This window comes from Streptomyces sp. NBC_00247 (assembly GCF_036188265.1).
Classification (GTDB): domain Bacteria; phylum Actinomycetota; class Actinomycetes; order Streptomycetales; family Streptomycetaceae; genus Streptomyces.
The window spans coordinates 2,549,586-2,573,644 of the sequence record NZ_CP108093.1 but is presented as its reverse complement, the minus strand read 5'-3'; the positions used below and the strand labels follow the sequence as shown (position 1 = coordinate 2,573,644).

The 24,059-nt window shown below is 73.1% G+C and carries 19 protein-coding genes; 14 read left to right on the top strand and 5 right to left on the bottom strand.

Going from position 1 to position 24,059, the window contains the following annotated elements:
• Positions 1-139: 139 nt before the first annotated feature.
• Positions 140-928, top strand: a complete 789-nt coding sequence (locus tag OHT52_RS10665) for an ABC transporter ATP-binding protein (RefSeq protein WP_328719899.1) — start codon at positions 140-142, stop codon at positions 926-928.
• A complete protein-coding gene (locus OHT52_RS10660; RefSeq protein WP_328719898.1) occupies positions 925-3,507 on the top strand; it encodes an ABC transporter permease in 2,583 nt (860 codons plus the stop codon). Before OHT52_RS10665 ends, OHT52_RS10660 begins: the two co-directional genes overlap by 4 nt.
• Before the next feature lie 142 nt (positions 3,508-3,649).
• Here the strand turns inward: OHT52_RS10660 and OHT52_RS10655 are convergent, their stop codons facing one another.
• Positions 3,650-4,243: a hypothetical protein gene (locus OHT52_RS10655; protein ID WP_328719897.1), complete on the bottom strand. Its 594-nt coding sequence runs from the start codon at positions 4,241-4,243 to the stop codon at positions 3,650-3,652.
• A gap of 291 nt (positions 4,244-4,534) precedes the next feature.
• Between OHT52_RS10655 and mfd the strand changes: the two genes are divergently transcribed.
• The 3 genes from mfd to OHT52_RS10640 all read left to right on the top strand — a co-directional run bounded on the left by mfd (position 4,535) and on the right by OHT52_RS10640 (position 9,985).
• A complete protein-coding gene (gene mfd / locus OHT52_RS10650) occupies positions 4,535-8,065 on the top strand; it encodes a transcription-repair coupling factor (RefSeq protein WP_328719896.1) in 3,531 nt (1,176 codons plus the stop codon).
• A gap of 237 nt (positions 8,066-8,302) precedes the next feature.
• Positions 8,303-9,412, top strand: coding sequence for a Rieske 2Fe-2S domain-containing protein (locus tag OHT52_RS10645; protein ID WP_328719895.1), 1,110 nt, complete (start codon positions 8,303-8,305; stop codon positions 9,410-9,412).
• A 69-nt stretch (positions 9,413-9,481) separates the two neighbouring features.
• Positions 9,482-9,985 carry a DUF4265 domain-containing protein gene (locus OHT52_RS10640; RefSeq protein ID WP_328719894.1) on the top strand — a complete coding sequence of 168 codons (504 nt, stop codon included), beginning with the start codon at positions 9,482-9,484 and terminating at the stop codon, positions 9,983-9,985.
• Positions 9,986-10,205: 220 nt separating this feature from the next.
• On the opposite strand, the gene OHT52_RS10635 is transcribed toward OHT52_RS10640, so the two are convergent.
• Positions 10,206-10,664, bottom strand: coding sequence for a MarR family winged helix-turn-helix transcriptional regulator (locus tag OHT52_RS10635; protein ID WP_328719893.1), 459 nt, complete (start codon positions 10,662-10,664; stop codon positions 10,206-10,208).
• 256 nt (positions 10,665-10,920) lie between these two features.
• On the opposite strand from OHT52_RS10635, the gene OHT52_RS10630 reads away from it, so the two are divergent.
• The gene (locus tag OHT52_RS10630; protein WP_328719892.1) at positions 10,921-11,886 is read left to right on the top strand and encodes an alpha/beta hydrolase; all 966 of its coding nucleotides are present in this window, start codon (positions 10,921-10,923) and stop codon (positions 11,884-11,886) included.
• Between the two features lie 56 nt (positions 11,887-11,942).
• The gene (locus tag OHT52_RS10625; protein ID WP_328719891.1) at positions 11,943-12,704 is read left to right on the top strand and encodes an alpha/beta fold hydrolase; all 762 of its coding nucleotides are present in this window, start codon (positions 11,943-11,945) and stop codon (positions 12,702-12,704) included.
• A gap of 749 nt (positions 12,705-13,453) precedes the next feature.
• Here OHT52_RS10625 and OHT52_RS10620 read toward each other — a convergent pair.
• Positions 13,454-14,047: a TetR/AcrR family transcriptional regulator gene (locus OHT52_RS10620; RefSeq protein WP_328719890.1), complete on the bottom strand. Its 594-nt coding sequence runs from the start codon at positions 14,045-14,047 to the stop codon at positions 13,454-13,456.
• 116 nt (positions 14,048-14,163) lie between these two features.
• Between OHT52_RS10620 and OHT52_RS10615 the strand changes: the two genes are divergently transcribed.
• From OHT52_RS10615 to OHT52_RS10605, 3 genes are all read left to right on the top strand, one after another.
• Positions 14,164-15,063 (top strand): SCO6745 family protein, encoded by a 900-nt coding sequence (locus OHT52_RS10615; protein WP_328719889.1) that lies wholly within the window; start codon positions 14,164-14,166, stop codon positions 15,061-15,063.
• 339 nt (positions 15,064-15,402) lie between these two features.
• Positions 15,403-15,750 carry a TraR/DksA family transcriptional regulator gene (locus tag OHT52_RS10610; protein WP_328719888.1) on the top strand — a complete coding sequence of 116 codons (348 nt, stop codon included), beginning with the start codon at positions 15,403-15,405 and terminating at the stop codon, positions 15,748-15,750.
• A gap of 121 nt (positions 15,751-15,871) precedes the next feature.
• Positions 15,872-16,654, top strand: coding sequence for an HNH endonuclease family protein (locus OHT52_RS10605; RefSeq protein WP_328719887.1), 783 nt, complete (start codon positions 15,872-15,874; stop codon positions 16,652-16,654).
• On the opposite strand, the gene OHT52_RS31460 is transcribed toward OHT52_RS10605, so the two are convergent.
• Complete coding sequence (locus OHT52_RS31460; RefSeq protein ID WP_443046783.1) at positions 16,590-17,210, bottom strand: MmyB family transcriptional regulator; 621 nt, start codon at positions 17,208-17,210, stop codon at positions 16,590-16,592. The genes OHT52_RS10605 and OHT52_RS31460 overlap by 65 nt on opposite strands.
• Positions 17,211-17,461: 251 nt before the next feature.
• Positions 17,462-18,241 (bottom strand): hypothetical protein, encoded by a 780-nt coding sequence (locus tag OHT52_RS10600; RefSeq protein ID WP_328719886.1) that lies wholly within the window; start codon positions 18,239-18,241, stop codon positions 17,462-17,464.
• 292 nt (positions 18,242-18,533) lie between these two features.
• Between OHT52_RS10600 and OHT52_RS10595 the strand changes: the two genes are divergently transcribed.
• The 4 genes from OHT52_RS10595 to OHT52_RS10580 all read left to right on the top strand — a co-directional run bounded on the left by OHT52_RS10595 (position 18,534) and on the right by OHT52_RS10580 (position 24,039).
• Positions 18,534-20,819, top strand: coding sequence for an N-6 DNA methylase (locus tag OHT52_RS10595; protein ID WP_328719885.1), 2,286 nt, complete (start codon positions 18,534-18,536; stop codon positions 20,817-20,819).
• A 39-nt stretch (positions 20,820-20,858) separates the two neighbouring features.
• Positions 20,859-21,599: a hypothetical protein gene (locus OHT52_RS10590; RefSeq protein ID WP_328719884.1), complete on the top strand. Its 741-nt coding sequence runs from the start codon at positions 20,859-20,861 to the stop codon at positions 21,597-21,599.
• Positions 21,596-23,158 carry a serine/threonine-protein kinase gene (locus OHT52_RS10585; RefSeq protein WP_328719883.1) on the top strand — a complete coding sequence of 521 codons (1,563 nt, stop codon included), beginning with the start codon at positions 21,596-21,598 and terminating at the stop codon, positions 23,156-23,158. The genes OHT52_RS10590 and OHT52_RS10585 overlap by 4 nt, the downstream gene beginning before the upstream one ends.
• Before the next feature lie 164 nt (positions 23,159-23,322).
• Positions 23,323-24,039: a SurA N-terminal domain-containing protein gene (locus tag OHT52_RS10580; protein WP_328719882.1), complete on the top strand. Its 717-nt coding sequence runs from the start codon at positions 23,323-23,325 to the stop codon at positions 24,037-24,039.
• Positions 24,040-24,059: the final 20 nt, after the last annotated feature.

The window sequence follows — 24,059 nt, the reverse complement described above, 5'->3', positions numbered from 1 at the left end:
GTCCTCCCCGTGGACGACGTGATCGGGGCACGTCATTCCCTAGCGTATTCATCAGGTCGCGGAGTGCGGCCGGTGACGGTGGACGGGGGGTCCACCGCGTTCGCAGGGCGGTGTACGCCCGACCCCGGAGGAGAGAATCGTGACGACGGCTGTGACCAATCCCAGGCACGGGGGCGCCGGAGAACGGACTGCCGTGGCAGCGCGAGCACGTCAGGTGGTGAAGGCGTACGGCACCGGCGAGACCCGGGTCGTCGCCCTCGACCACGTCGATGTCGACATCGCACGCGGCGAGTTCACCGCGATCATGGGCCCGTCGGGCTCCGGCAAGTCGACGCTGATGCACTGCCTGGCCGGACTCGACACGGTGACCTCCGGCGAGATCTTCCTCCACGAGACGATGATCACCGGCCTCAAGGACAAGAAGCTCACCCAACTCCGCCGCGACCGCATCGGGTTCATCTTCCAGGCGTTCAACCTGCTGCCGACGCTGAACGCGCTGGAGAACATCACGCTGCCGATGGACATCGCGGGCCGCAAGCCCGACGCCGCCTGGCTCCAGCAGGTCGTGGAGACCGTGGGCCTCGGCGACCGGCTGAAGCACCGGCCGACACAGCTCTCCGGCGGCCAGCAGCAGCGCGTCGCGGTCGCCCGCGCGCTGGCCGCCCGGCCCGAGATCATCTTCGGTGACGAGCCGACCGGAAACCTCGACTCGCGGGCCGGCGCCGAGGTGCTCTCCTTCCTCCGCACCTCCGTGGACCAGCTGGGCCAGACCATCGTCATGGTCACCCACGACCCGGTCGCCGCGTCCTACGCGGACCGGGTGCTCTACCTCGCGGACGGCAAGATCGTCGACGAGATGCGCAATCCCACGGCCGACCAGGTCCTCGACCGCATGAAGAACTTCGACACCCGTGGGCGGACGTCATGACCGTCTTCAAGACCTCGCTGCGCAACTTCCTCGCGCACAAGGGGCGGATGGCCCTCTCGGCCGTCGCCGTCCTGCTGTCGGTGGCCTTCGTCTGCGGCACGCTCGTCTTCACCGATACCATGAACACGACGTTCGACAAGCTCTTCACGGTCTCCGCGCCGGACGTCTCGGTCGGCCTCAAGTCGGCCGAGGAGTCCGACGCCGTACCGGACTACGGCAAGCCGGAGACCATGCCGGCCTCGCTCCTCGCGCAGGTCGAGAAGGCCGAGGGCGTCAAGTACGCCGAGGGCCAGGTCTCCACCCTCCAGGTGACGCTCGTCGACAGCCACGACAAGAACCTCAGCCCGGAGACGGGCGCCCCGACCATAGCGGGCAACTGGACGCGCAACGACCTGCGTTCGATGAAGATCAGCTCGGGCCACGCGCCGCGCGGCCCCACCGAGACGATGATCGACTCGGGTACCGCCGACAAGCACGGACTGAAGCTCGGTGACGAGCTGCGCACCATCACCTCGGCCGGTGACCTCCGGGCGAAGATCGTCGGCATCGCCGAGTTCACCGTCACCAACCCCGGCGCGGCCATCGCCTACTTCGACACCGAGACCGCCCAGACGAAGCTCCTCGGCCGCCCCGACTCGTACAGCATGATCAGCGTCACCGCCGAACCCGGTGTCTCGGACGCCCGGTTGAAGGCCAACGTGGCGACGGCGCTCGGCGACACCTCGCTCTACACCCTGAAGACGCAGGCCGAATCGGCCGAGGACGGCAAGGACTCCATGGGGTCCTTCCTCGACGTGATGAAGTACGCGATGCTCGGCTTCGCCGGAATCGCCTTCCTCGTCGGCATCTTCCTCATCGTCAACACCTTCTCCATGCTGGTCGCCCAGCGCACCCGCGAACTCGGCCTGATGCGCGCCATCGGCTCCAGCCGCCGCCAGGTCAACCGCTCCGTACTCGTCGAAGCCTTCCTCCTCGGCATCGTCGGCTCGGTCCTCGGCGTCGCGGCGGGCGTCGGGCTCGCGGTCGGCCTCATGCAGCTGATGGGGGCCGTCGGCATGGAGCTGTCCACCGACGACCTCACCGTCGCCTGGACCACCCCCGTCGTCGGCCTCGCGCTCGGCATCGTCGTCACCGTGCTCGCCGCGTACGTACCCGCCCGGCGTGCCGGGAAGGTGTCGCCGATGGCCGCCCTGCGGGACGCCGGTACCCCTGCCGACGGCCGGGCCGGACGCGTCCGCGCCGCCCTCGGCGTCCTCCTCACCGGCGCCGGCGCCGCAGCCCTCTGGGCCACCGCGAGCGCGGACGAGGCGAAGGGCGGATCGGTCCTGCTCGGTGTGGGCGTGGTCCTCACCCTTCTCGGGTTCATCGTGATCGGCCCGCTCCTCGCCGGAGTCGTCGTACGGGCGCTCAGCGCGGTCCTGCTCCGGTTCTTCGGCCCGGTCGGCTGCATGGCCGAACGCAACGCCCTGCGCAACCCGCGCCGCACCGGAGCCACCGGCGCGGCCCTCATGATCGGCCTCGCCCTGGTGGCCTGCCTCTCGGTCGTCGGCGCGTCCATGGTCGCCTCCGTCAGCGACGAGCTCGACAAGTCGGTGGGCGCGGACTTCATCGTGCAGACCGCCGACGGCCAGCCGATCGTGCCGCAGGCCGCCAAGGCCATCGAGGCCGTCCCCGGCCTGGAGCACGTCACCCACTACACCTACCTCAACGCCACCCTGACCTCCCCCGACGGGGCCAAGGACGACGACGGCCTGGTCGCCGCCGACTCCAGCTACCAGCAGGACGTGCACCGCGAGGTCCTCTCCGGCGACCTCGCCGCCGCCTACGCCGAGGACGCCGTGGCCGTCGGCGAGGACTACGCGAAGAAGCACGGCGTCAAGGTCGGCGACACCCTCGACGTGGCGTTCAAGGCCGGCGCTACGGCGAAGCTCACGGTCGCCGCCGTCATGTCCGACGACACCAGCATCGACGGCGGAGCGAGGTACATCGGTCGCGCCACCGCCGCCAAGTACGTCGCTGCCGACCAACTCCCGGACAGCCTGCTGATGTTCGCGCAGGCGAAGGACGGCCAGGAGGAGACGGCCTACGCGGCGCTGAAGAAGGCCCTCGCGCCCTACCCGGTCTACCAGCCCCGCAACCAGGCCGACTACAAGGAAGACCTCCAGGACCAGGTGGGCCAGCTGCTCAACATCGTCTACGGCCTGCTCGCGCTCGCCATCGTCGTCGCGGTTCTCGGCGTGGTGAACACCCTCGCCCTCTCCGTCGTCGAACGCACCCGTGAGATCGGCCTGTTGAGGGCCATCGGCCTCTCCCGCCGGCAGCTGCGCCGGATGATCCGCCTGGAGTCGGTGGTCATCGCCCTCTTCGGCGCCCTGCTCGGCCTCGGCCTCGGCATGGGCTGGGGCGCCTCCGCCCAGCAACTCCTCGCGCTGGAAGGGCTGAACGCGCTGGAGATCCCCTGGCCGACGATCATCACCGTCTTCGTCGCCTCCGCCTTCGTCGGCCTGTTCGCCGCCCTCGTACCGGCCTTCCGGGCCGGGCGGATGAACGTCCTCGCCGCCATCGCCACGGACGGCTGAGCGGGCGGCCGGGCGCCGCACCGAGCACCACGGCACCCCGCGACGTTCCTCGGAACGTCGCGGGGTGCCGTGGTGACGGGTACGTACTCGGGTACGGGAACGGAACGTACTCGGGTACGGGGAGGCGTGCGTACGGCCCCCGTCAGCCGCAGCCGAAGCGCAGCGGGCCGTCCGTGCCCGGAGCGGCGTCGATGCCGCTGACCGCGAGGGTGCCCCCGTCCCCGGTCCACCGCAGCTCGTACGGGGCGGCGTGGTGGCCGTTGGCGGCGTGCCACGAGGCCGAGGGCTTCCAGGCCGTGCCGCTTTGGCCCACCGTGTACAGCTCGCCGTCGTGGCCGTACAGGAACGCGGCCTCCCGCACGACGGCCGTGCAGCCGTCCGGGCCGGCCGGCCGCAGGACCTCGTAGTGCGCGGTGAGGTCGAGCAGCGCCCCGAGGACGCACATCCAGCCGCCCAGCACCATCAGCGCGACGCGCAGGTACCGCGCGAGCGCCGCACGGCGCGGAGCTGCCCGGTCGCGCTCCGGTGGGCGCCGAGCCTCACCGGCACGCCGCAGGACGACGGACCCGAGGATCAGGGCCGCGCCCGTCGCCCACCCGGGGACCACTCGCCCGAGGACGAGGATCAGCAGACCGCTCGGACGCACGGCCACCGCGAGCAGCAGGCACACCGTGGCCGCGCCCGTGTACGGCGCGGATCGCGTCGCTCGTCGCGTACGAAGCACCCCGAACACCATCGGCGCACCCTACGGCCGGCCCGAACCGCCCCGCTACGGTCGGTTCCGGCCACCTCCCCGCAGCCGGGGCCGCCCGGGGCCGCCCGGCGGCGCCCGGGGGCGTGCGGAGCGCCCCGAGCGCCCGCCCGCACCCCGTCGCGGACGCGACTGTCCGTCCCGAGTCGTAGGGTGGAGACCCCGGCCCGTTCCACGTGTCGGGCCCTTCGCGTTGTGCCCCACGGGCGCGGCGCGCAGCTCCTGGCAGCAGCCGGCTGCCGGGAAGCCCGAAGCCACCCCGGACGGAAGCCCTCCATGAGCCTGCACGGTCTGCTGGATCTCGTCGCACGCGATCCCGCGCTCTCCGAAGCGGTGAAGGCCGCCACCGACGGTCACCGGATGCACGTCGACCTGGTGGGACCGCCCGCCGCGCGCCCCTTCGCCGTGGCCTCGCTGGCCCGGGGGACCGGCCGTACGATCCTCGCGGTCACCGCCACCGGACGCGAGGCCGAGGATCTGGCCGCCGCGCTGCGCACCCTGCTGCCCGCGGACTCCGTCGCCGAGTACCCGTCCTGGGAGACGCTGCCGCACGAGCGGCTCTCGCCCCGCTCCGACACCGTGGGGCGCCGCCTCGCCGTACTGCGCCGTCTCGTGCACCCGCGCGCCGACGACCCGGAGACCGGGCCGGTGAGCGTGGTCGTGGCGCCCGTACGCTCCGTGCTCCAGCCGCAGGTCAAGGGGCTCGGCGACCTGGAACCCGTATCGCTGGTCGGCGGACAGAGCGCCGACCTGGGCGAGGTGGTGGAGGCGCTCGCCGCAGCCGCGTACTCACGGGTCGAACTCGTCGAGAAGCGCGGCGAGTTCGCGGTGCGCGGCGGCATCCTGGACGTCTTCCCGCCGACCGAGGAACACCCGCTGCGGGTCGAGTTCTGGGGCGACGACGTCGAGGAGATCCGGTACTTCAAGGTCGCCGACCAGCGCTCCCTGGAGGTCGCCGAACACGGGCTGTGGGCCGCGCCCTGCCGGGAGCTGCTGCTCACCGACGAGGTCCGCGGGCGTGCCGCCGAGCTCGCCGAGGCCCACCCGGAGCTGGGCGAGCTGCTGGGCAAGATCGCCGAAGGCATCGCGGTCGAGGGCATGGAGTCCCTGGCGCCGGTGCTGGTGGACGACATGGAGCTGCTGCTGGACGTCCTGCCGAAGGGCGCCATGGCGCTGGTCTGCGACCCCGAGCGGGTCCGTACCCGCGCGGCGGACCTCGTCGCCACCAGCCAGGAGTTCCTCCAGGCGTCCTGGGCGGCCACGGCGGGCGGCGGTGAGGCCCCGATCGACGTGGACGCGGCCTCCCTCCGGTCCATCGCGGACGTACGCGACCGGGCCCGCGAGCTCGGCATGATGTGGTGGTCCACCTCCCCGTTCGCCGCCGACGACGAGCTGGACGAGGACACCCTCAAGCTCGGGATGCGCGCCCCGGAGGCGTACCGGGGCGACACCGCACGCGCGCTCGCCGACACCAAGGGGTGGATCGCCGACGGCTGGCGCACGGTCTACGTCACCGAGGGCCAGGGGCTCGCCTCGCGGACCGTCGAGGTGCTCGGCGGCGAGGGCATCGCCGCCCGGCTCGACGCCGACCTGACGGAGATCTCGCCCTCCGTCGTGCACGTCTCCTGCGGGGCCATCGACCACGGGTTCATCGACGCCGGGCTCAAGCTCGCGGTGCTCACCGAGACCGACCTCACCGGCCAGCGCACCGCCACCAAGGAACTCGGCCGGATGCCGGCCCGCCGCCGCAAGACCATCGACCCGCTGACGCTGGAAGCGGGCGACTACATCGTCCACGAGCAGCACGGCGTCGGCCGGTACATCGAGATGGTGCAGCGCACCGTCCAGAACGCGACCCGCGAGTACCTGCTCGTCGAGTACGCCGCCGCCAAGCGCGGCCAGCCCGGCGACCGGCTCTACATCCCGACCGACCAGCTGGAACAGGTCACCAAGTACGTGGGTGGTGAGGCGCCGACCCTGCACCGCCTCGGCGGCGCCGACTGGACGAAGACCAAGCAGCGCGCCAAGAAGGCCGTCAAGGAGATCGCCGGCGACCTGATCAGGCTCTACAGCGCCCGCATGGCCGCCCCCGGCCACGCCTTCGCCCCCGACACCCCGTGGCAGCGCGAACTGGAGGACGCCTTCCCGTACGCGGAGACGCCCGACCAGCTCTCCACGATCGCCGAGGTCAAGGAGGACATGGAGAAGACGGTCCCGATGGACCGCCTGATCTGCGGCGACGTCGGCTACGGCAAGACCGAGATCGCGGTACGCGCCGCCTTCAAGGCCGTCCAGGACGGCAAGCAGGTCGCCGTGCTCGTCCCCACGACCCTCCTGGTCCAGCAGCACTACGGCACCTTCACCGAGCGGTACTCGCAATTCCCCGTCAATGTGCGGGCGTTGAGCCGCTTCCAGTCCGAGGCGGACTCCAAGGCCACCCTGGCCGGGCTGAAGGACGGCGCCGTCGACCTCGTCATCGGCACCCACCGGCTGTTCTCCTCCGAGACCAAGTTCAAGGACCTCGGCCTGGTCATCGTCGACGAGGAACAGCGCTTCGGCGTCGAGCACAAGGAGCAGCTCAAGAAGCTCCGCGCCAACGTCGACGTCCTCACCATGTCCGCCACGCCCATCCCCCGTACCCTCGAAATGGCCGTGACCGGCATCCGCGAGATGTCCACCATCACCACCCCGCCCGAGGAGCGCCACCCCGTACTGACCTTCGTCGGCCCGTACGAGGAGAAGCAGATCGGCGCCGCCGTACGGCGTGAACTCCTGCGCGAGGGACAGGTGTTCTACATCCACAACCGGGTCGAGTCCATCGACCGCGCAGCCGCCCGGCTCCGCGAGATCGTCCCCGAGGCCCGGATCGCCACGGCGCACGGCCAGATGTCCGAACAGGCCCTGGAACAGGTCGTGGTGGACTTCTGGGAGAAGAGGTTCGACGTCCTCGTCTCCACCACCATCGTCGAGTCCGGCATCGACATCTCCAACGCCAACACCCTCATCGTCGAGCGCGGCGACAACTTCGGCCTCTCCCAACTCCACCAGCTGCGCGGCCGGGTGGGCCGAGGCCGCGACCGCGGGTACGCCTACTTCCTCTACCCGCCGGAGAAGCCGCTCACCGAGACCGCCCACGAACGCCTGGCCACCATCGCCCAGCACACCGAGATGGGCGCCGGCATGTACGTCGCCATGAAGGACCTGGAGATCCGCGGCGCGGGCAACCTCCTCGGCGGCGAACAGTCCGGCCACATCGCGGGCGTCGGCTTCGACCTCTACATCCGCATGGTCGGCGAGGCCGTCGCCGACTACCGCGCCCAGATGGACGGCACCGTCGAGGAGGAAGCGCCGCTGGAGGTCAAGATCGAGCTCCCGGTCGACGCCCACGTCCCCCACGACTACGCCCCCGGCGAGCGGCTCCGCCTCCAGGCGTACCGCGCCATCGCCTCCGCCAACTCCGAGGAGGACGTCCGCGCGGTCCGCGAGGAGCTCACCGACCGCTACGGCAAGCTCCCCGAACCCGTCGAGAACCTCCTTCTGGTGGCCGGGCTGCGCATGCTGGCCCGCGCCTGCGGAGTCGGCGAGATCGTCCTCCAGGGCTCCAACATCCGCTTCGCCCCGGTGGAACTCCGCGAGTCGCAGGAACTGCGCCTCAAGCGCCTCCACCCGAAGACCGTCATCAAGGCCCCCGCCCACCAGATCCTCGTCCCCCGCCCGACCACCGGCCGCATCGGCGGCAAGCCGGTCGTGGGCCGCGAACTGCTGGCGTGGACCGGGGAGTTCCTGACCACGATCCTGGGGTCGTAGCCAGAGGAGCGCCGGTGCCCCACCCGTGGCCCGGCGCTCTCCGTGGCCCGGCGCCGCACGTGGCCCGGTGCTCCCCGTGGCCCGGTGGGATCGACGCCCGCCCGGCGGCAAGCCGCCCGGTGTCACTATCTGCATGTATGTACCACGTTCGGGTGGCCGTCGGGGTGCTGCGGGGATTCCGGGGCGGGGTGGGCAGCCTTCTGGCGACCGCTGATCCTCGGCCCGAGAGGGTAATTCGTGGGACTGCCCCGTCCGTTCACCCGCGCCATCACTGAGGGACCGACCCCTGCCGACCTCGCGGGCACGCCCGCCCTGCCCTACCCGAGCGGCTGGTCCGCACTCGCCTTCGCCTCCGAGCTGAAGCCCGGCACCGTACTGACCCGGCCGCTCGCCGGAGAGGACGTGGTGCTGTACCGGTTGCGATCGGGAGGGTTACGCGCCATCAGGCCGTACTGCCCCCACCTCGGCGCCCACCTCGGGCTCGCGCGCGTCGACGGCGACGAACTCGTCTGCCCCTTCCACCAGTTCGCCTTCGGGCCCGACGGCACCTGCGTACGTACGGGATACGACACCCCGCCCCCGAGGTCGCCGCTGACGCGGCTGCCCGTGCACGAGGTCAACGGCGCCGTGTTCGTCTGGCGCCACCACGACGGCCGGGAACCCGACTGGTTCATTCCGCCGTGGCACGAGATCGGCCACCGCCCGGCCCGCGAGGCCGCGTGGGAGCTGGGCGGGAACGTCCAGGAGGTCATCGAGAACTCCGTCGACCTCGGCCACTTCGCCACCCTGCACGGCTGGCGGCGTGCCGAGATGGGCGGCCCGGTCGTGTACGAGGATGCCGGGTTCCACGTCTCCATGCGGGCCCACGAGTCGGCCCCGCTCCTCGGCGACTTCGTCGTCGGGATCGAGGTGGACGGATACGGGCTCGGCTGCCTCCACGCCGACGTGTACACGCCCCGGCTCGGCCTGCGGATGTGCACGATGGTGCTGCCGACCGCCGTCGGACCCCACCGGATGCAGTTCCGGCAGCGCAACCGCATCGCCTTCACCGAACCGTCCCGGCTGCCCGCCCCGCTCGCCCGCACGGTGAGCAGGACCGCCGCCCGGCTGCTGGACCGGGCGGTGTTCCGGTCCAGCTGCGAGTTCACCGCCGCGGACTTTCCGATCTGGAACCACAAGCAGTACCTCCAGCCCCCGAGACTCGCCCACGGCGACGGCCCGATCGGCCCGTTCCGCCGGTGGGCACGCCGTTTCTACCCGCCCGTGGGCGTGGACGGGGAAGGCGGCGCGGCGGTGACCGCGTGGGCCGGGCGCGAGAGCGAGGTGGCACGCCGGGCCGGGGCCTGAGGGCGACCCGGGCGCCCGCGTACCGATCCGCGCGCGGTCCGCGGGGGCCGGTGCGCGATCATCTGGACCGTGACCTCAACGAACCCGTCCGAGTCCGGCGCCGCCGACAGCGACCGCATCAAGGTGTGGTTCCGTTTCGTGCCACGCGAAGGCTGGCTTCCCCACGACACGGAAGGGCTGTGGGCAACGCGGCTGAGTGCCGACACCGCCCGGATCGAGAACATCCCCTTCCTGCAGAACGGGGTGGCCGAGGGTGACGTCGTGCGGTTCGTGACGGACGCCGACGGCCTCCACCGGTCGAAGGAACGGGTGGAGGCGTCGGGCAACTGCACCGTCCGGGTCCTGCCCGTTCCGTCCGGCCCCCTGGGACGGAGCGCTCGTGCCGTGCACGAGCGGCTGTCGCCGTTCGGCCTGGGCGGTGAGGTCTTCAGCGAGGAGTTCCCCCTGGTCGCCTTCACCGTGCCGGCCGACGCGGACCTCGGCGGGGTCAAGGCGCTGCTCGTCCGGGGCGTGCGGGACGGGTGGTGGCACTTCGAGGCGGGCTGTGTCACCGACGCGTGGCGCGACGCGTAGTCCGGCGACCGGTACCTGCTCCACGGCGGTGAGGTGCTGCCCCCACCCGCGCCGTGACGAGATCCAGGGCTCAAGGTGGGGTCGGGCACCGGATCAGGGCGTGCTGTGAAAGTGGACGATCACCGGGACGGTTCGGCCGACCGCTCTGTCGGCGACGCAGGTCGGGTGGGGGGCCCGGGCGAGCCGGCGGCAGGCCCGGTCGGAGCCGCACCGGCGGGGCTCACTCGCCGTTGACGTTGGTGATCAGCCGGCGGAGCAGTAGCCGGGCGGTGGTGTGCTCCTCGGGGGTCAGGCCCATGGCGGAGCCGATGGACACGGGGACGCTGAGGGCCTTCTCCCGTAGATCCCCGCCCGCCCCGGTGAGGTGGACGGCGACCGAGCGTTCGTCGTCGGGGCGGCGTTCGCGGCGGATCAGTCCGGCCGCCTCCAAGCGCTTCAGCAGTGGCGAGAGGGTGCTGGACTCCAGGTGGAGAGCGGCACCGAGCTCCCGGACGCTCATGCCGTTCCGCTCCCAGAGCGCCAGCATCACGAGGTACTGCGGATACGTCAGACCGAGTTCGTCCAGCAGCGGCCGGTAGCGGGCGGTCACCGCCCGCGAGGCCGCGTAGAGGGCGAAGCAGAGCTGGTCCTCCAGCAGCAGGGAGCCCTGTTCCTCGGGCTGCTCCGTGACGTGGCCCATGGCTTCTCTCCTCCGTGCGTACCAGTCCGCATCGATCGGCCTCAAGCCGCATCGATCGTCACCACCAGCCTAACTTCCGAAGAACGCGAACGACCCGATCGAGCACGACTTCCTTGCTTTCGATTCAGTTGTGCACGACCTAATCGCGTGCTACTTTTTCTCTCGTGAGCACCGACCGGGTCGACCGGCCGGCGCGATCACCACCCCGACCGCCGGCGCCGTCACGGCGCGGGCCGCCCCGACCCAGGAGTACGTCATGACCGAGCAGGCCGTCCGCCCCGTTCTCGAGCCCGCCGCAGCGGCCTTCGCCGAGGCCACCGCGAATCCGCCGTACCTCTTCGACCTGGCGCCCGCCGAAGGCCGCAAGGCCGTCGACGAGGTGCAGTCCGGCGAGACCGTGAAGCCCGCGATCGACGAGGAGTGGGTCACGGTCCAGGGCGGGCCCACCGGCTCGGTCAGGGCCCGCATCGTCCGGCCCGAGGGCGCCGAGGGCGCACTGCCGGTGATCATCTACATCCACGGCGCCGGCTGGGTCTTCGGCAACGCCCACACCCACGACCGCCTCGTCCGCGAACTCGCCGTCGGCGCCGGAGCGGCCGTCGTCTTCCCCGAGTACGACCTCTCCCCGGAAGCCCGCTACCCCGTCGCCATCGAGCAGAACTACGCCGTGGCCCGCTGGGTCGTCGCCGAGGGCGCCGCCCACGGTCTGGACGCCACCCGGATCGCGGTGGCCGGCGACTCGGTCGGCGGCAACATGAGCGCCGCGCTGACCCTGATGGCCAAGGAGCGCGGAGACGTCCCGCTCGTCCAGCAGGTCCTCTTCTACCCGGTCACCGACGCCGCCTTCGACACCGGCTCCTACCACCAGTTCGCCACCGGCTACTTCCTGCGCCGCGACGGCATGCAGTGGTTCTGGGACCAGTACACGACCGACGAAGCCGAGCGCGCCCGGATCACCGCGTCCCCGCTGCGTGCCACCACCGAACAGCTCACCGGCCTGCCCCCGGCCCTGGTGATCACCGCCGAGGCCGACGTCCTGCGCGACGAGGGCGAGGCGTACGCGAACAAGCTGCGCGAGGCCGGTGTGCCGGTCACCGCAGCCCGCTACCAGGGCGTCATCCACGACTTCGTGATGCTCGACGCCCTGCGCGGGACCCACGCCGCCGAGGCCGCCATCCGTCAGGCCGTCGACGCTCTGCGCACCGCCCTGCACACCGCCTGACCCGCACCACCCCGCCCCGTTCCCTGCTCGCCCCACCCCTTTCTCCAGGAGCTCCCGTGTCCAGCGGAATCACCACCGGCACCCTCTCGCACCAGGCAGGAACGGCCCGTCCGACCGTCGTACTCGTCCATGGCGCGTTCGCCGACGCTTCCAGTTGGTCGGGCGTCGTCCAGCGGCTGCGCCAGGACGGCAACCCGGTCGTCGCCGTGGCCAACCCCCTGCGCGGCCTGCACGACGATGCCGCCTACCTGCGGGGCGTACTGGCGACCATCGAGGGCCCTGTGGTCCTGGCCGGCCACTCCTACGGCGGTTCCGTGATCAGCGAGGCCGCCACCGGGAACCCCGAGGTCAAGGCGCTGGTCTACGTCGCCGCCTTCATCCCGGACCAGGGCGAGAGCGCGGGTGAACTGGCCGCGAAGTTCCCCGGAAGCACGCTGGGCGACACCGTGGAACCTTCCGCCTACCCCCTGCCCGACGGGGGCAGCGGCACCGAACTCACCATCAGGCAGGACCTGTTCCACCAGCAGTTCGCCGCCGACGTTCCCGCCGCAACCGCTCTCGTCATGGCGGCCACCCAGCGGCCCGTCTCCACCAGAGCCCTGGAGGAGACCGCGTACCGAGTGGCCTGGGACGCCGTCCAGGCGTACGCGTTGGTCTCCGGCCAGGACCTCAACATCCCGCCCCGGGCCCAGCAGTGGATGGCCGAGCGGGCCGGTGCCCACATCGTCACCGTCGACGGTGCCTCGCACGCGGCCACCGTCTCCGAACCCGGGGCGGTCGCCGACCTCATCCGCCGCGCGATGAGCGACATCGGCTGAACCTCCGCGCTGAACCACCAGGTTGAGCCACTGGGCGCCGAACCGCCGGGCTGAACCGCCGCGCCGAACCACCGGGCCGGGCCTTCGGGTCCGGCCCGCAGCCGTACCGAAGGGCCGACGGGCCCTCGACGGGACGCGGGCCGGCGCGGCCCGGAGGGGTCGTGCCGGCCCGCGCGGGCCGGACTCGCGGGCTGGTCAACTCCCCGGCCGCCGTCACCCCGCGCACCAGGAACGCGGTGCCGAAGCCGCTGGCCGGGGCGTCCAGGGCCAGGGCGCGGGTCGCGGCTCCCGGGGGCGTCCGGCGGCAGGCTGTTCACGGCGATGGGCCCGCCCGCCGCGGCGATCTCGCGTGCCGCCGCAAGTCGTCCGGCCGGCAGGCCCGCGCCGGACGGGCCCGATCCGAACGCCGAACCCGCATGGCTGAGGGCGACCGGTGCCCCAGCCCGTACGGGCGGCGGTCCGGGTGCCTCAGCCCGACGGGCGATGATCTGCCCGTTGACGGAGAAGTGCGCCCCGCAGGAGGGGCAGGCCGCCTCTCCCCAGGCATACGTCAGAGCGTCCGCCACCTCCGCGTGGCCGTCCGTCAGCGCCATGTCGTGCAGGCGCCGGCCGAGGCCGTCGAGGGCGCCCGGTGCGGCGGGGCGGAGCGGGAGGGTCTCGACGCCGTCCGAGAGGGCGTAGTCCTCCGCCGTGCTGAATCCAAGCACCGGCCTTCCGGGTGCCGCGGTGCCGGGCCTTCCGCCGGCTCTTCAGCTCCCGAAGACCGCCTCCGCGACGGAGAGGAACGCCTCCTCGGGGTCGCGGCCGCCCAGGAAGTCCGTCAGGTTGTGGCTCAGCAGCAGCGCGGCGAAGCCGTGGGCCAGGGACCAGGCGGCCACCCCCGTCCGACGGGCGTCCCCGGCGTCGGCCCCGGAACCGTCGGTCGTCAGGCCGGCGACGCCCTCGCGCAGGACGCGGGCGGCCCGTTCCCGGGCGGCGGCCAGGGCGGGGTCGTCGCCGCGGTAGAGGCCGGGCTGGAACATCACCTGGAAGTGCGCCGGGTGGTCGGCGGCGAACCGGACGTACCGCGCGCCCTGTTCCCTGAAGTCGGTGACCTCGGAGAGGGAGTCCGCGAAGAGCGTGTACGCCTCCGTCGCCACGGCGGTCAGCAGGCCCGTGCGGTCCTTGAAGTGGTGCGCGGGCGCGGCGTGCGAGACCCCGGCGCGGCGGGCCAGGTCGCGCAGGCTGAGGGCGGCCGACCCCTCTGCCGCGATGACGTCCACGGCCGCCGCCAGGATCGTCCGGCGCAGGTCGCCGTGGTGGTACGAGGTCTGGTCGCGGCTCGCGTCCCGGTCGGTGCTCATGTACGTACCGTACGCCGCATCTAGTCATTGACAAGTTCGGGGAGGGGGTGCACGCTGGCGGCCGAGCATCTAGGCAGTGACTAGATGGCGAGTCGATCGATCGCGGAGGTAGGAGCATGTCCGAGGAACTGGGGCGCGTCCGGCAGATGTGGCACCTGTTGGAGCCCTTGCACGCCGTTCTCTACTACGCCCCGGAGGCGTACGAGGAGGCCGCCGCCCTCGGGTACGACGTCGAGGAACGCTGGCCGAGCTATTTCGCCTGGCGCGCGGCCCCGGCCGGGGCGTCCGGAGGGGGCGGCCCCACGGCGGAGTACGTCACCGAAGCGTTCTACAGCTTCAGCTCCGCGATGGTGCGCGGGTACGTCCCCGGCATCTGGGCCACGGCCGGCCCGGAGGCAGTGCTCGCCGCGCGGGTCCGCGCGGTGGACCGGGCGTACCGGGCGCTGCTCGGAGCCTGGACCGACGGGCCCGAGGCGGCCGAGGCGGCGGCGCTGGCCCGCCGCGCCGCCGAGGCGGTCACCGCCGACGCGGCCCGTCCGGTGACCGGGCTGTCCCTCGGCGCCGCCAACTCGGCGCTTCCCTGGCCGGACGCCCCGCACCTCGTCCTCTGGCAGGCGGCCACGATCCTGCGGGAGCACCGCGGCGACGGCCACCTCGCCGCACTCCGGGAGGCCGGACTCGACCCCGTCGAAGCGCTGGTCTCGTTCGCCGCCGTGGGGGCCGCCCCCGTAGCGGTGTTCGCGAGCCGGGGATGGAGCGAGCGGGAGTGGACGGCCGCCGGGGAGCGGCTGGCGGGCCGGGGTCTGCTGGGCGAGGACGGTACGGCGACGGAGGCGGGCCGGGCGCTGCGCACGGAGGTGGAGCGGAGCACCGACGAGCGGGCCGCCGGACCGTGGCGGGCGCTCGGCGAGGCGGACCGGGCCCGGCTGGCGGAGCTTCTGGGTACCCCGTGGCTGGAGGTGATCGGCTCCGGACTGCTGCCGGCCGAGAACACGCTCGGCATCGGCAAGGTGTGAGGCGCCGACCCGCACACCGGCCCGCGCGCAGTCCCGCGGCCGGGGCCGCATACCGGCCCGCATGCCGGGAGCGGTGCCGGGGCTGAGGGCTGGGGGGCTGGGGGCAGGTGGGCATGGGGCGGGGAGCCGGGTGGTGAGGGCGTCGGCCGTTCCGGCCGGTGCGCGCGCCGGAATGCGTGACCGGAGTTCCGCGTTCCGCTACGTATGAGTGGTAAGTCCGCATCCGTCCCCCTCCCTGGGGCCGGCCCCGCCCGGTCCGGGGGCGGCCTTACCGGGCCGTCCCGGGCCGGCCCCGCCCGGTCCGACGACCGGCTTCCCGAGTCGCCCGGACCGGGCGCCGTGCGCGAGCGCATCGCCGCAGAACGCGCCTCCACGAACGCGCGGATCGAAGCGCTGCGACGCGACTTCGAGGGGATCGTCGAGGCGAACGCCCTGGTGGCCGTCGACGACGAGCACGACCCGGAGGGCTCCAGTACCGCGTTCGAACGGGCCCACGTGGCCGCCCTCCTCGCGCGGGCCGGTGAACAGCTGGCGGAGCTGGACCGTGCGCGGGAACGGCTGGACCACGGCGACTACGGGCGGTGCGAGAGCTGCGGCGAGCCGATTCTGGCCGCCCGCCTGGAGATACGGCCGGAGGCGACCCGCTGCGTCGCCTGCGCCCGGACGCGGGGGAGGCGCCGGCGCTGAGGCGCCCGCCGTCCGGCTGAGCGACCGTCACCCGGAGCCCCGTACGCCATGAATGGCGGCCGACGGGGAAGACGTCCGTAGGATTCCCGGGTTCGGCTCTCTCCCGTCAGGACGGCTGCCAGTGATATCTCTCCGTTCGTACCGCGTCGCGCTGCCCGCCCTGAGCGCGGCCGCCGTACTGGCCCTCGCCGGCTGCGACCCCGACGACCTCGCGGCCCCGGAAGGCACCCCGGGCGCCGGGGCGAACGACGGCGCGCGGTCCACCGAGGGCTTCGGCGCGAGCCCGCTGGACAACCCCGACGGAACGAAGCCCGGCCTGGCACCGCTGACCACCGGCGCGGACCGGGCCGAGGCGCGGAAGGTCATCGAGAAGGTACTCACCAAGGGGCGCGGGCCCAAGACCGGTTACGACCGCGACGAGTTCGGCTCGGCGTGGAAGGACACGGTGAACGGCATAGCGCTGGCCCGCAACGGCTGCGACACCCGCAACGACCTGCTCAAGCGGGACGGCCAGGAGGTGCGCTTCCGCAGCGGATCGGACTGCGTGGTGGCCTCGCTGACGCTCAAGGACCCGTACACCGGCACGACGATCGCGTGGACCAAGACGAAGGCCACGAAGATCCAGATCGACCATGTGATGCCCCTTTCCTACGACTGGCAGATGGGCGCCTCGCGCTGGAGCGACGCCAAACGCCAGCAGATCGCCAACGACCCGCTCAACCTCATCCCCGTCGACGGCCCCACCAACGGTTCCAAGAGCGACTCCGGGCCCGCCGCCTGGCTGCCGCCCTACAAGCCGATCCGCTGCTCCTACGCGCTCCGCTTCGCCCAGGTCTCGCTCAAGTACCAACTGCCGGTGACCACGGCCGACAAGGCGATGATGCTGAGGCAGTGCGCGGGCTGACGGCTCGGACCCCAGCGGCCGAACGCTCCGGCGCGGCAGCCCCGGCGTCCACGTCCACCGCGGCGGCCAGACCGCGGAAGGCCTTGCCGCCGCCGGTACGGGCCGGGCGGAGGAACACGAAAAGGTGCTGTCCCGGGTCGGGCAACGCGAGGACGGTGCAGCCGAAAGGGGCGTCCGGGGCCAGGGCGGGGTGCGGGATGTGGAGGGTGCCCTCGCGGACGGCGGAGGCCCGGCGTTCGGGCCGGAGCGCCCCGAACGCGGCACTCGATGCCGACAGACCTGCGACCAGCCGTGCCAGATCCGGGTCGGTCGGGTGGTCGGCGTGGTGTGCGCGCAGCGCCGCGACCAGGTCGGCGCCGACCGAGATGCCGGGTGCGCGATCGCCGGGCAGACGGTCGCCGTAGGGGCAGCAGAAGACCTGCCAGAGCGGATTGGGCTCGTGCGGGAGACGGTTGCCGGGTCCGTTCAGCAGGGCTCCGCCGAGCGGATTCCAGGCGAGCAGGTCGGCACACGGGCCCAGGACGAGGGCGGGACTGTCGGTGAGGGCCGCCGGCAGGGTGCAGGGGCGACTCGGTGACGGCGGGAGTGGGGGGCGCGGCCCCGGGTGAACGGACAGCGCCGAGCCCCCCGGCCCCGACGCTGTCCGCCTCCCCCGTTCGGGCGCCCCCCGACGCCCGCCCCCGCCCGGCGCGTCCCCCCGAGCGCGCCGGGCCGTTTTCGATGCCCGGATGCCCGGATGCCCGGATGCCCGGATGCCCGGATGCCCGGATGCCCGGATGCCCGGATGCCCGGCCGACGGACCCCGGCTCAGCCGAGGTCGACCATGTCCTTCGCGGCCGGCTTCTCCGCCACGACGGGCTTGTCGAGGTCGGAGAAGGTCATCGTCATCGGCTCGTCGCCGCCGGTGGTGGTGATCTGGAGGAGCTGCGGGTCGCCCTTCGTGGAGACCAGGACCGAGTAGGTCTCCTCGCCGTCCTTCTCGGTCAGGCGGAGGGCGGGAGTGCCGTCGAAGGTCGTCGTGCCCGCCTTCTTCGCCTCGGTGTCGCCTTCCTCGAACTCCGAGAGGAGCGACTTCAGGTCACAGAACCCGATCATGTCCTTGGTGTCCGGGTCGGAAGCCTTCTCGGCCATCCAGTGGTCGGCGACCATGTCCACCGTGGCCTGTATGTCCGCCTCGGACTCGCCCTCGGACTGAGCGCGCAGCATCGTCTCGTCGAGCTTCATGTAGACGGTCTCGGCGATCTTGATGATGGACATCGAGCCGCCGGCTCCCATGTCCGTCGTGCCGGTGCACCGGGCGCCGTCGACGGTGGTGGAGAAATCGGCCTTCAGGGGGGCGTCGGTCGACCGCATGTCCACCGAGAGGCGCAGGGAGGTCGCCTTGTGGATGTTCTTGAACGCCGCGCTGACGATGTCGGGGCCCGACATGTCCGCGAACGGCTCCTTCTCCGCCGGGGCGGCCGAGGAGGCGGCGCCGCCCTTCTTCGCGTCCGTGGCGGTGTCGCCCCCCTCGCTGCCGCAGGCGGCAAGGGTGAGCACGGAGAGGGTGCAGACGGCGGCAGCTGCGGTACGCGCGACTCGGCGCATGGCGGTACTCCAGGAGAAGTCAGAAAGAAGAGGGGGACGGGAAAGAAAGGGGGCACCGACGCCCGGCGGTACCCGGGCAGGCGGGTTTCTCCGGACCTTTCGCACCGATGGACTCCACCGGTGCGGGCACAGCCCCATCACAGCAGAGCCTGTGAACCGAGTCAACCAAGACTTCTGTGAACAACGGAAACCTGCCTGTGAATCGAGCGGTGCGGTGCGCGTCGGTATGCTCGCCTGCACAGCGCGGACGGTGGCGCGAACGGTTGACGGTTCGGACCAGGGAGACAGCACAGTGCCGGAGAACGCCTCTGAGGTGACCGCTGCCGGGATCGCCCGCCTGGCCGGCGTCGGACGGGCCGCCGTCAGCAACTGGCGCCGTCGTCACGCGGACTTCCCCAAGCCGGTCGGCGGTACGGAGACCAGCCCCTCCTTCGCGCTCGCCGACGTCGAGGAGTGGCTCCGGGGCCAGGGGAAGCTGGCCGAGGTGCCCCTCCGGGAGCGCGTCTGGCAGCAGCTCTCCGGCCATCCGGCCGGTGCCGTCACCGCCTTGATCCACGTGGGCTGTGCCCTGCTGCTGGTGCGCGACCGGCCCACCGACTGGCTGGAGTTGGTTGCGGTATCGGACGAACGCGTCGCCCGTCTGCTGCCCGACGCCCTCGCTCCCGTACTCGAAGCCCGGTTCGGGCCCCAGGCTCCGGCCGGGGGTGCCGGGGCGGCGGCCGTCCGGGTGCCCGGGACGGAGGTGCTGCGGCCGTCCGTGCCGCTGCTGCGCGGGGCCGCCGCGCTGGCGGCGGAGTCCGGGGCGGGACAGGCCTTCGAGTTCCTGTTCGGCCGCCAACTGGACGCCAATCCGCGTCAGTACACGCTCACTCCGCCCGAGCTGGCCGCGCTCATGGCCGACCTCGCCCTCCAGCGCCAGGGACCCGGCCGCGCGTCCGGGAAGGCGCCCGCCCCCGTCGTCCTGGACCCCGCGTCCGGGACCGGTGCGCTGCTGCGGGCCGTCGGCCGGCCCGCAGCCCTCCACGCGCAGGAGGCCGACCCCGACCTCGCGGCGCTCACCGCGCTCCGCCTCGCCCTGGGGGCCGGCGCCCCCGAGGCGCCGGAGCCGGCGGTGCGTACGGGGGACACCCTGCGCGCCGACGCCTTCCCGAAGCTGGCGGCCGACGTGGTGCTCTGCCACCCGCCGTTCAACGAACGCAACTGGGGCCACGACGAGTTGGCCTACGACCCCCGGTGGGAGTACGGATATCCGGCCCGTGCCGAGTCCGAGCTCGCCTGGGTCCAGCACGCGCTGGCCCGGCTGCGACCCGGCGGCACCGCCGTGCTGCTGATGCCGCCGGCCGCGGTCTCCCGCCGTTCAGGCCGCCGCATCCGCGCCGACCTGCTGCGCCGCGGCGCACTGCGGGCCGTCGTCGCGCTGCCCGCCGGAGCCGCCCCGCCGTACGGCATCCCGCTGCACCTGTGGATTCTGCGCAAGCCGGACCACGGTGTGCAGCCCACGCCCGAGCTCCTCCTCGTCGACACGGCCGAGTCCCCCGACCCGGCGGCGGGCGCGACCGGCGCCGCCGGAGGCGGCAGCACCGGGAGCCTCGCGGGAAGCGGCCGCGAGCGGATCGACTGGCCCGCCGTCCGGCGTACGGTCCTGGACGCCTGGCGCGCGTTCGCCACCACCGATCGCGGACCCGGCGCCCCCGCCGCGCCCGGCACCCTGCGGACCGGCGATACCGCCGCCACCGTCCCGCCCGGCTCGGGGGCGAGCCGGGCCGTGCCCGTCATCGACCTCCTCGACGACGATGTCGACCTCACCCCCGCACGCCACCTGCCCCGGCCCGCCACCGCCGGGGGCGCGGCCGAACTCGCCGACGTACGGGACAGGTTGACCGACGAGCTGCGGCTCACCCTCCGGCTGACCCCGCCCTCCGCCGACCTCGCCGATCCCGCCTCCCGGCCGTTCACCACCCTCGGTGAACTCGCCCGCGCGGGCGCACTCCGGCTCAGCGTCGGCGGCTCCGGAGGGGGCCGGGGGCCCGTCCTCACCGAACACGACGTCCTCGGCAACACCCCGCCCAGCGGCGCACCCGCCGGCCCCGCCCAGGAGTCCGAGACCCTCGCCTTCCTCGCGACCGGGCCCGCCTCCACGAGCGCCGCCGGTGCGGCGGGGGCCGCCGACGACGCGGTCGTCCTGCGCACGGGCGACGTCGTCGTCCCCGTGCTCGGCGGCGGCTCGGTCGTCCGCGTCGTGGACGAGGCCACCGCCGGTGCCGTGCTCGGCCGCAACCTCCAGCTGCTGCGCCCCGATCCGGGCGTGCTCGACCCCTGGTTCCTCGCCGGCTTCCTGCGCGGCACGGCCAACAACCGCCGTGCCAGCAGCCACGCCTCCACCGCCTCGCGGCTCGACGCCCGCCGTATCCGGCTGCCCCGGCTCCCGCTGGACGAACAGCGCCGGTACGGTGAGCAGTTCCGCGCCCTCGCCGCCTTCGAGGACGCGTTGCGCACGGCGGGCCGACTCGGCGGGCTGCTGGTCCAGGGCATGTACGACGGACTCACGGACGGGACGGTGTCCCCCTCGGTGAGCTGAGTCACGTCCGTTGTGCACAACCAGGGAACGGCTGCCCGCGTGGGTGTATACGCTCGCACCACACATCCGCCCATCGCCTCCCGGGAGCGGCACATGCACGGCTACGGCTATCCGCCGGAGCTTCCCCCGGCGCGCCCGTCCTCGGCGACGCTGACGGTCCTGCGCGTGGTCTTCGTGGCACTGACCGTGCTGAGTTGCGGCTTCCTGGCCTGGACGGCGATGCTGCGGCTGGCGATCGTCACCCGGCGACCGCGCGACTGGGGGCTGTTCGTCCTGTCCGTCGTGCTCACCGTGGGACTCGGCGTCTACCTGGACGTGCTCCCCAGCGCCGAGGACGAGATGACGGACAACCAGGCGTTCGCCCTGATCGGCTGGATCCTGGCCCTCCTCGGCGGCGTCACCTGGTACTACCTCTTCACCGACATCCGGCACTTCGGCCCGAACGGCCCCGGGGCCCTCGCGGCCCGCGCGCGGGCCACCCCCGGCTACCCGTCCGCCGGCCCCGTCCAGGGGTACGGCTACCCGCCGGCCACCCCCCGGCAGCAGACGCCCCCCTACGGCGCACCGCCCGTCACCCCGCACCCGCAGGGCCCCGCCGCGCCCTACCGAGCCGTCCCGCCGCAGCCCCAGCCGCAGCCGCAGCCCCAGCCGCAGCCGCAGCCACAGCCGCAGCCCACCCCGCCCCCGCGGCGCCCCGGCCCGCCCCAGCGGCTCGACCAGGTCCGCGCCGAGCTGGACGAGCTGAGCGACTACCTGCGCAAGGAAGGTGAGGGCCGGTGAGCGGACGCGTCGTCGCCGGACGGTACGCACTCGCGGCGATCCTCGGCCAGGGAGGGATGGGCCAGGTCTGGACGGCGTACGACCAGCGGCTCGACCGCCGGGTCGCGGTGAAGCTGTTGCGTCCCGACCGGATGGGCGTGCCCGGCGGCCGGGAGGAAGCCGAGGAGATGCGCCGCAGGTTCGCCCGGGAGTGCCGGGTGACCGCGCAGGTCGACCACCCCGGACTCGTCACCGTCCACGACGCCGGGGGCGACGGCGACGACCTCTTCCTCGTCATGCAGTACGTCGAGGGCTCCGACCTCGCCGACCACCTCGCCGAGCACGACCCCTACCCGTGGCCCTGGGCCGTCGCGGTCGCCGCCCAGCTCTGCGCGGTGCTCAGCGCCGTGCACGCGGTGCCGATCGTCCACCGCGACCTCAAGCCCCGCAACGTCATGGTCCGCCCCGACGGCACCGTCACCGTGCTCGACCTCGGCGTCGCCTCCGTACTGGACACCGACACCACCCGGCTCACCCACACCGGTTCGCCGATCGGCTCTCCGGCCTACATGGCGCCCGAGCAGGCGATGGGCGGCGCGGTCGGCCCGTACACCGACCTGTACGCACTCGGCGTGCTGCTGCACGAGCTGCTCAGCGGGGACGTGCCGTTCTCCGGGTCCACCGCCCTCGGCGTGCTCCACCGCCACCTCTACGAACCCCCGCTGCCGGTCCGCAACCTGAGGGCCGACGTGCCCGAGCAGCTGGAGGCCCTCGTCCTGCGGCTGCTCGCCAAGGACCCGCAGGCCCGTCCCGGCTCCGCCCAGGAGGTGTACGAGGCCCTCGCCCCGCTGCTGCCGGCGCACGGTTCGCCCGCCGGACCGCTCGACCCGACCCGGCCGTTCCTCCGCCCGCACGCCCCCTGGCCCGACCGGGCCACCGCCCCCGCTCCCGCGCCGGCCACCGGCTTCGGCCCGCCGCCCGTACCCACCCAGCGCCCGGCGTCCGGCCGGGCGGACGTGGCGCGCGCCGTCGACGAGGTCAAGCAGCTCCTCGGCGAGGGCCGGATCACCCAGGCCGTGGACATCCTCGGCTCGATCCTGCCGACCGCCGCCGCCGAGCACGGCGAGCGCTCACCCGTCGTCCGCATCCTGCGCAAGCAGTACGCGGCGACGCTGATGGACGACGGCCAGTACCGCCGGGCCCTGCCCGAACTGCGGCGCCTCGCCGACGACCGCACCGCCGAAGCCGGCCCCGGCGACCCGCAGACGCTCCAGTACCGCTACGACGCCGCCCAGTGCCTGGAGCAGCTGGGCGAGACGGCCGCGGCGCTCAACGAGTACCGCGCGGTCCTTCCGTACTACGAGAACGTCTACGGAGCCGTCGCCACCGACCCCGGCCGGGCCTTCGACATCCGCCACCGCATCGGGCTGCTGCTGCTCGCGGTCGGCGACCACACCGCCGGCCGTGCCCAGCTGCAGGCCCTGCTGTACGACACCGAGCGCTCCTACGGCCCGCACCACCCGCTCCCCGCCGAACTCCGCCGCCAGCTGACGCACCAGCGGGACGTACGCGGCGGCTGAGGCCGACGGCGGGCACGGCCGGGCGGAGACCGCCCGACGGCACCACATCCCCAACTCGTCCCGAATCGTTGGTCGAACCAGTGGCCCCCATGGCCACCACTGCCTAACATCGATCACCGCAAGGCTTTGTGCACTGATGCACAAACTCTCATCGGGAGGCTCCTTTGCACCGCCGTCGTCGCACCGCGCTCACCCTCTCCGCCGCACTCCTGCTCTCCGTGCCCGTCCTCACCGCCTGCGGGAGCGAGGCCCACCCCGGCGCCGCCGCGATCGTCGGAGGGCAGCGGATCGAGGTCTCCACCCTCCAGGCGGACGTCGCCGAGGTGCGCGGCGCGCAGCAGAACTCGCCGCAGTCCGCCCAGCTGGTGAAGGGGTCCGGACAGCTCCCGCGCGCCGCCCTGCACCGGCTGATCTTCGGACGGGTCCTCGACAAGGCGGCCGGGGACGCCGGGGTGACCGTCAGCCGCAAGGAGCTCCAGCAGGTCCGCCAGGCGGCGGTCGCCCAGTACGGCGGCGAGGACGAACTTGCCGCGACCCTCCTCCAGGAGCGCTGGATCTCCCCGGAGCAGATCGACGGCGACCTCCGCCAGGAGGTCCAGCTGCCGAAGCTGGCGGCGTCGCTCGGCGCGGACCTCCAGACCCAGGAGGGCACCCAGAAGGTGACCGAGGCGCTCACCAAGGCATCGAAATCGCTGCACATCGACGTCAACCCGCGCTACGGAGCCTGGGACGACCAGCAGATCCGCCTCGGTACCTACGAGTCCCCCTGGCTCGCCAAGGCCACCGGCGCCGACGACGCGACGTCCGGAGGGGACGGCGCCGGAGGCGACGGCAGCGGGCAGGACGGCTCCGGGCAGACGGACACCGCCCCGGCGGGCTGACACGCAGCCGAGGTAGGTTC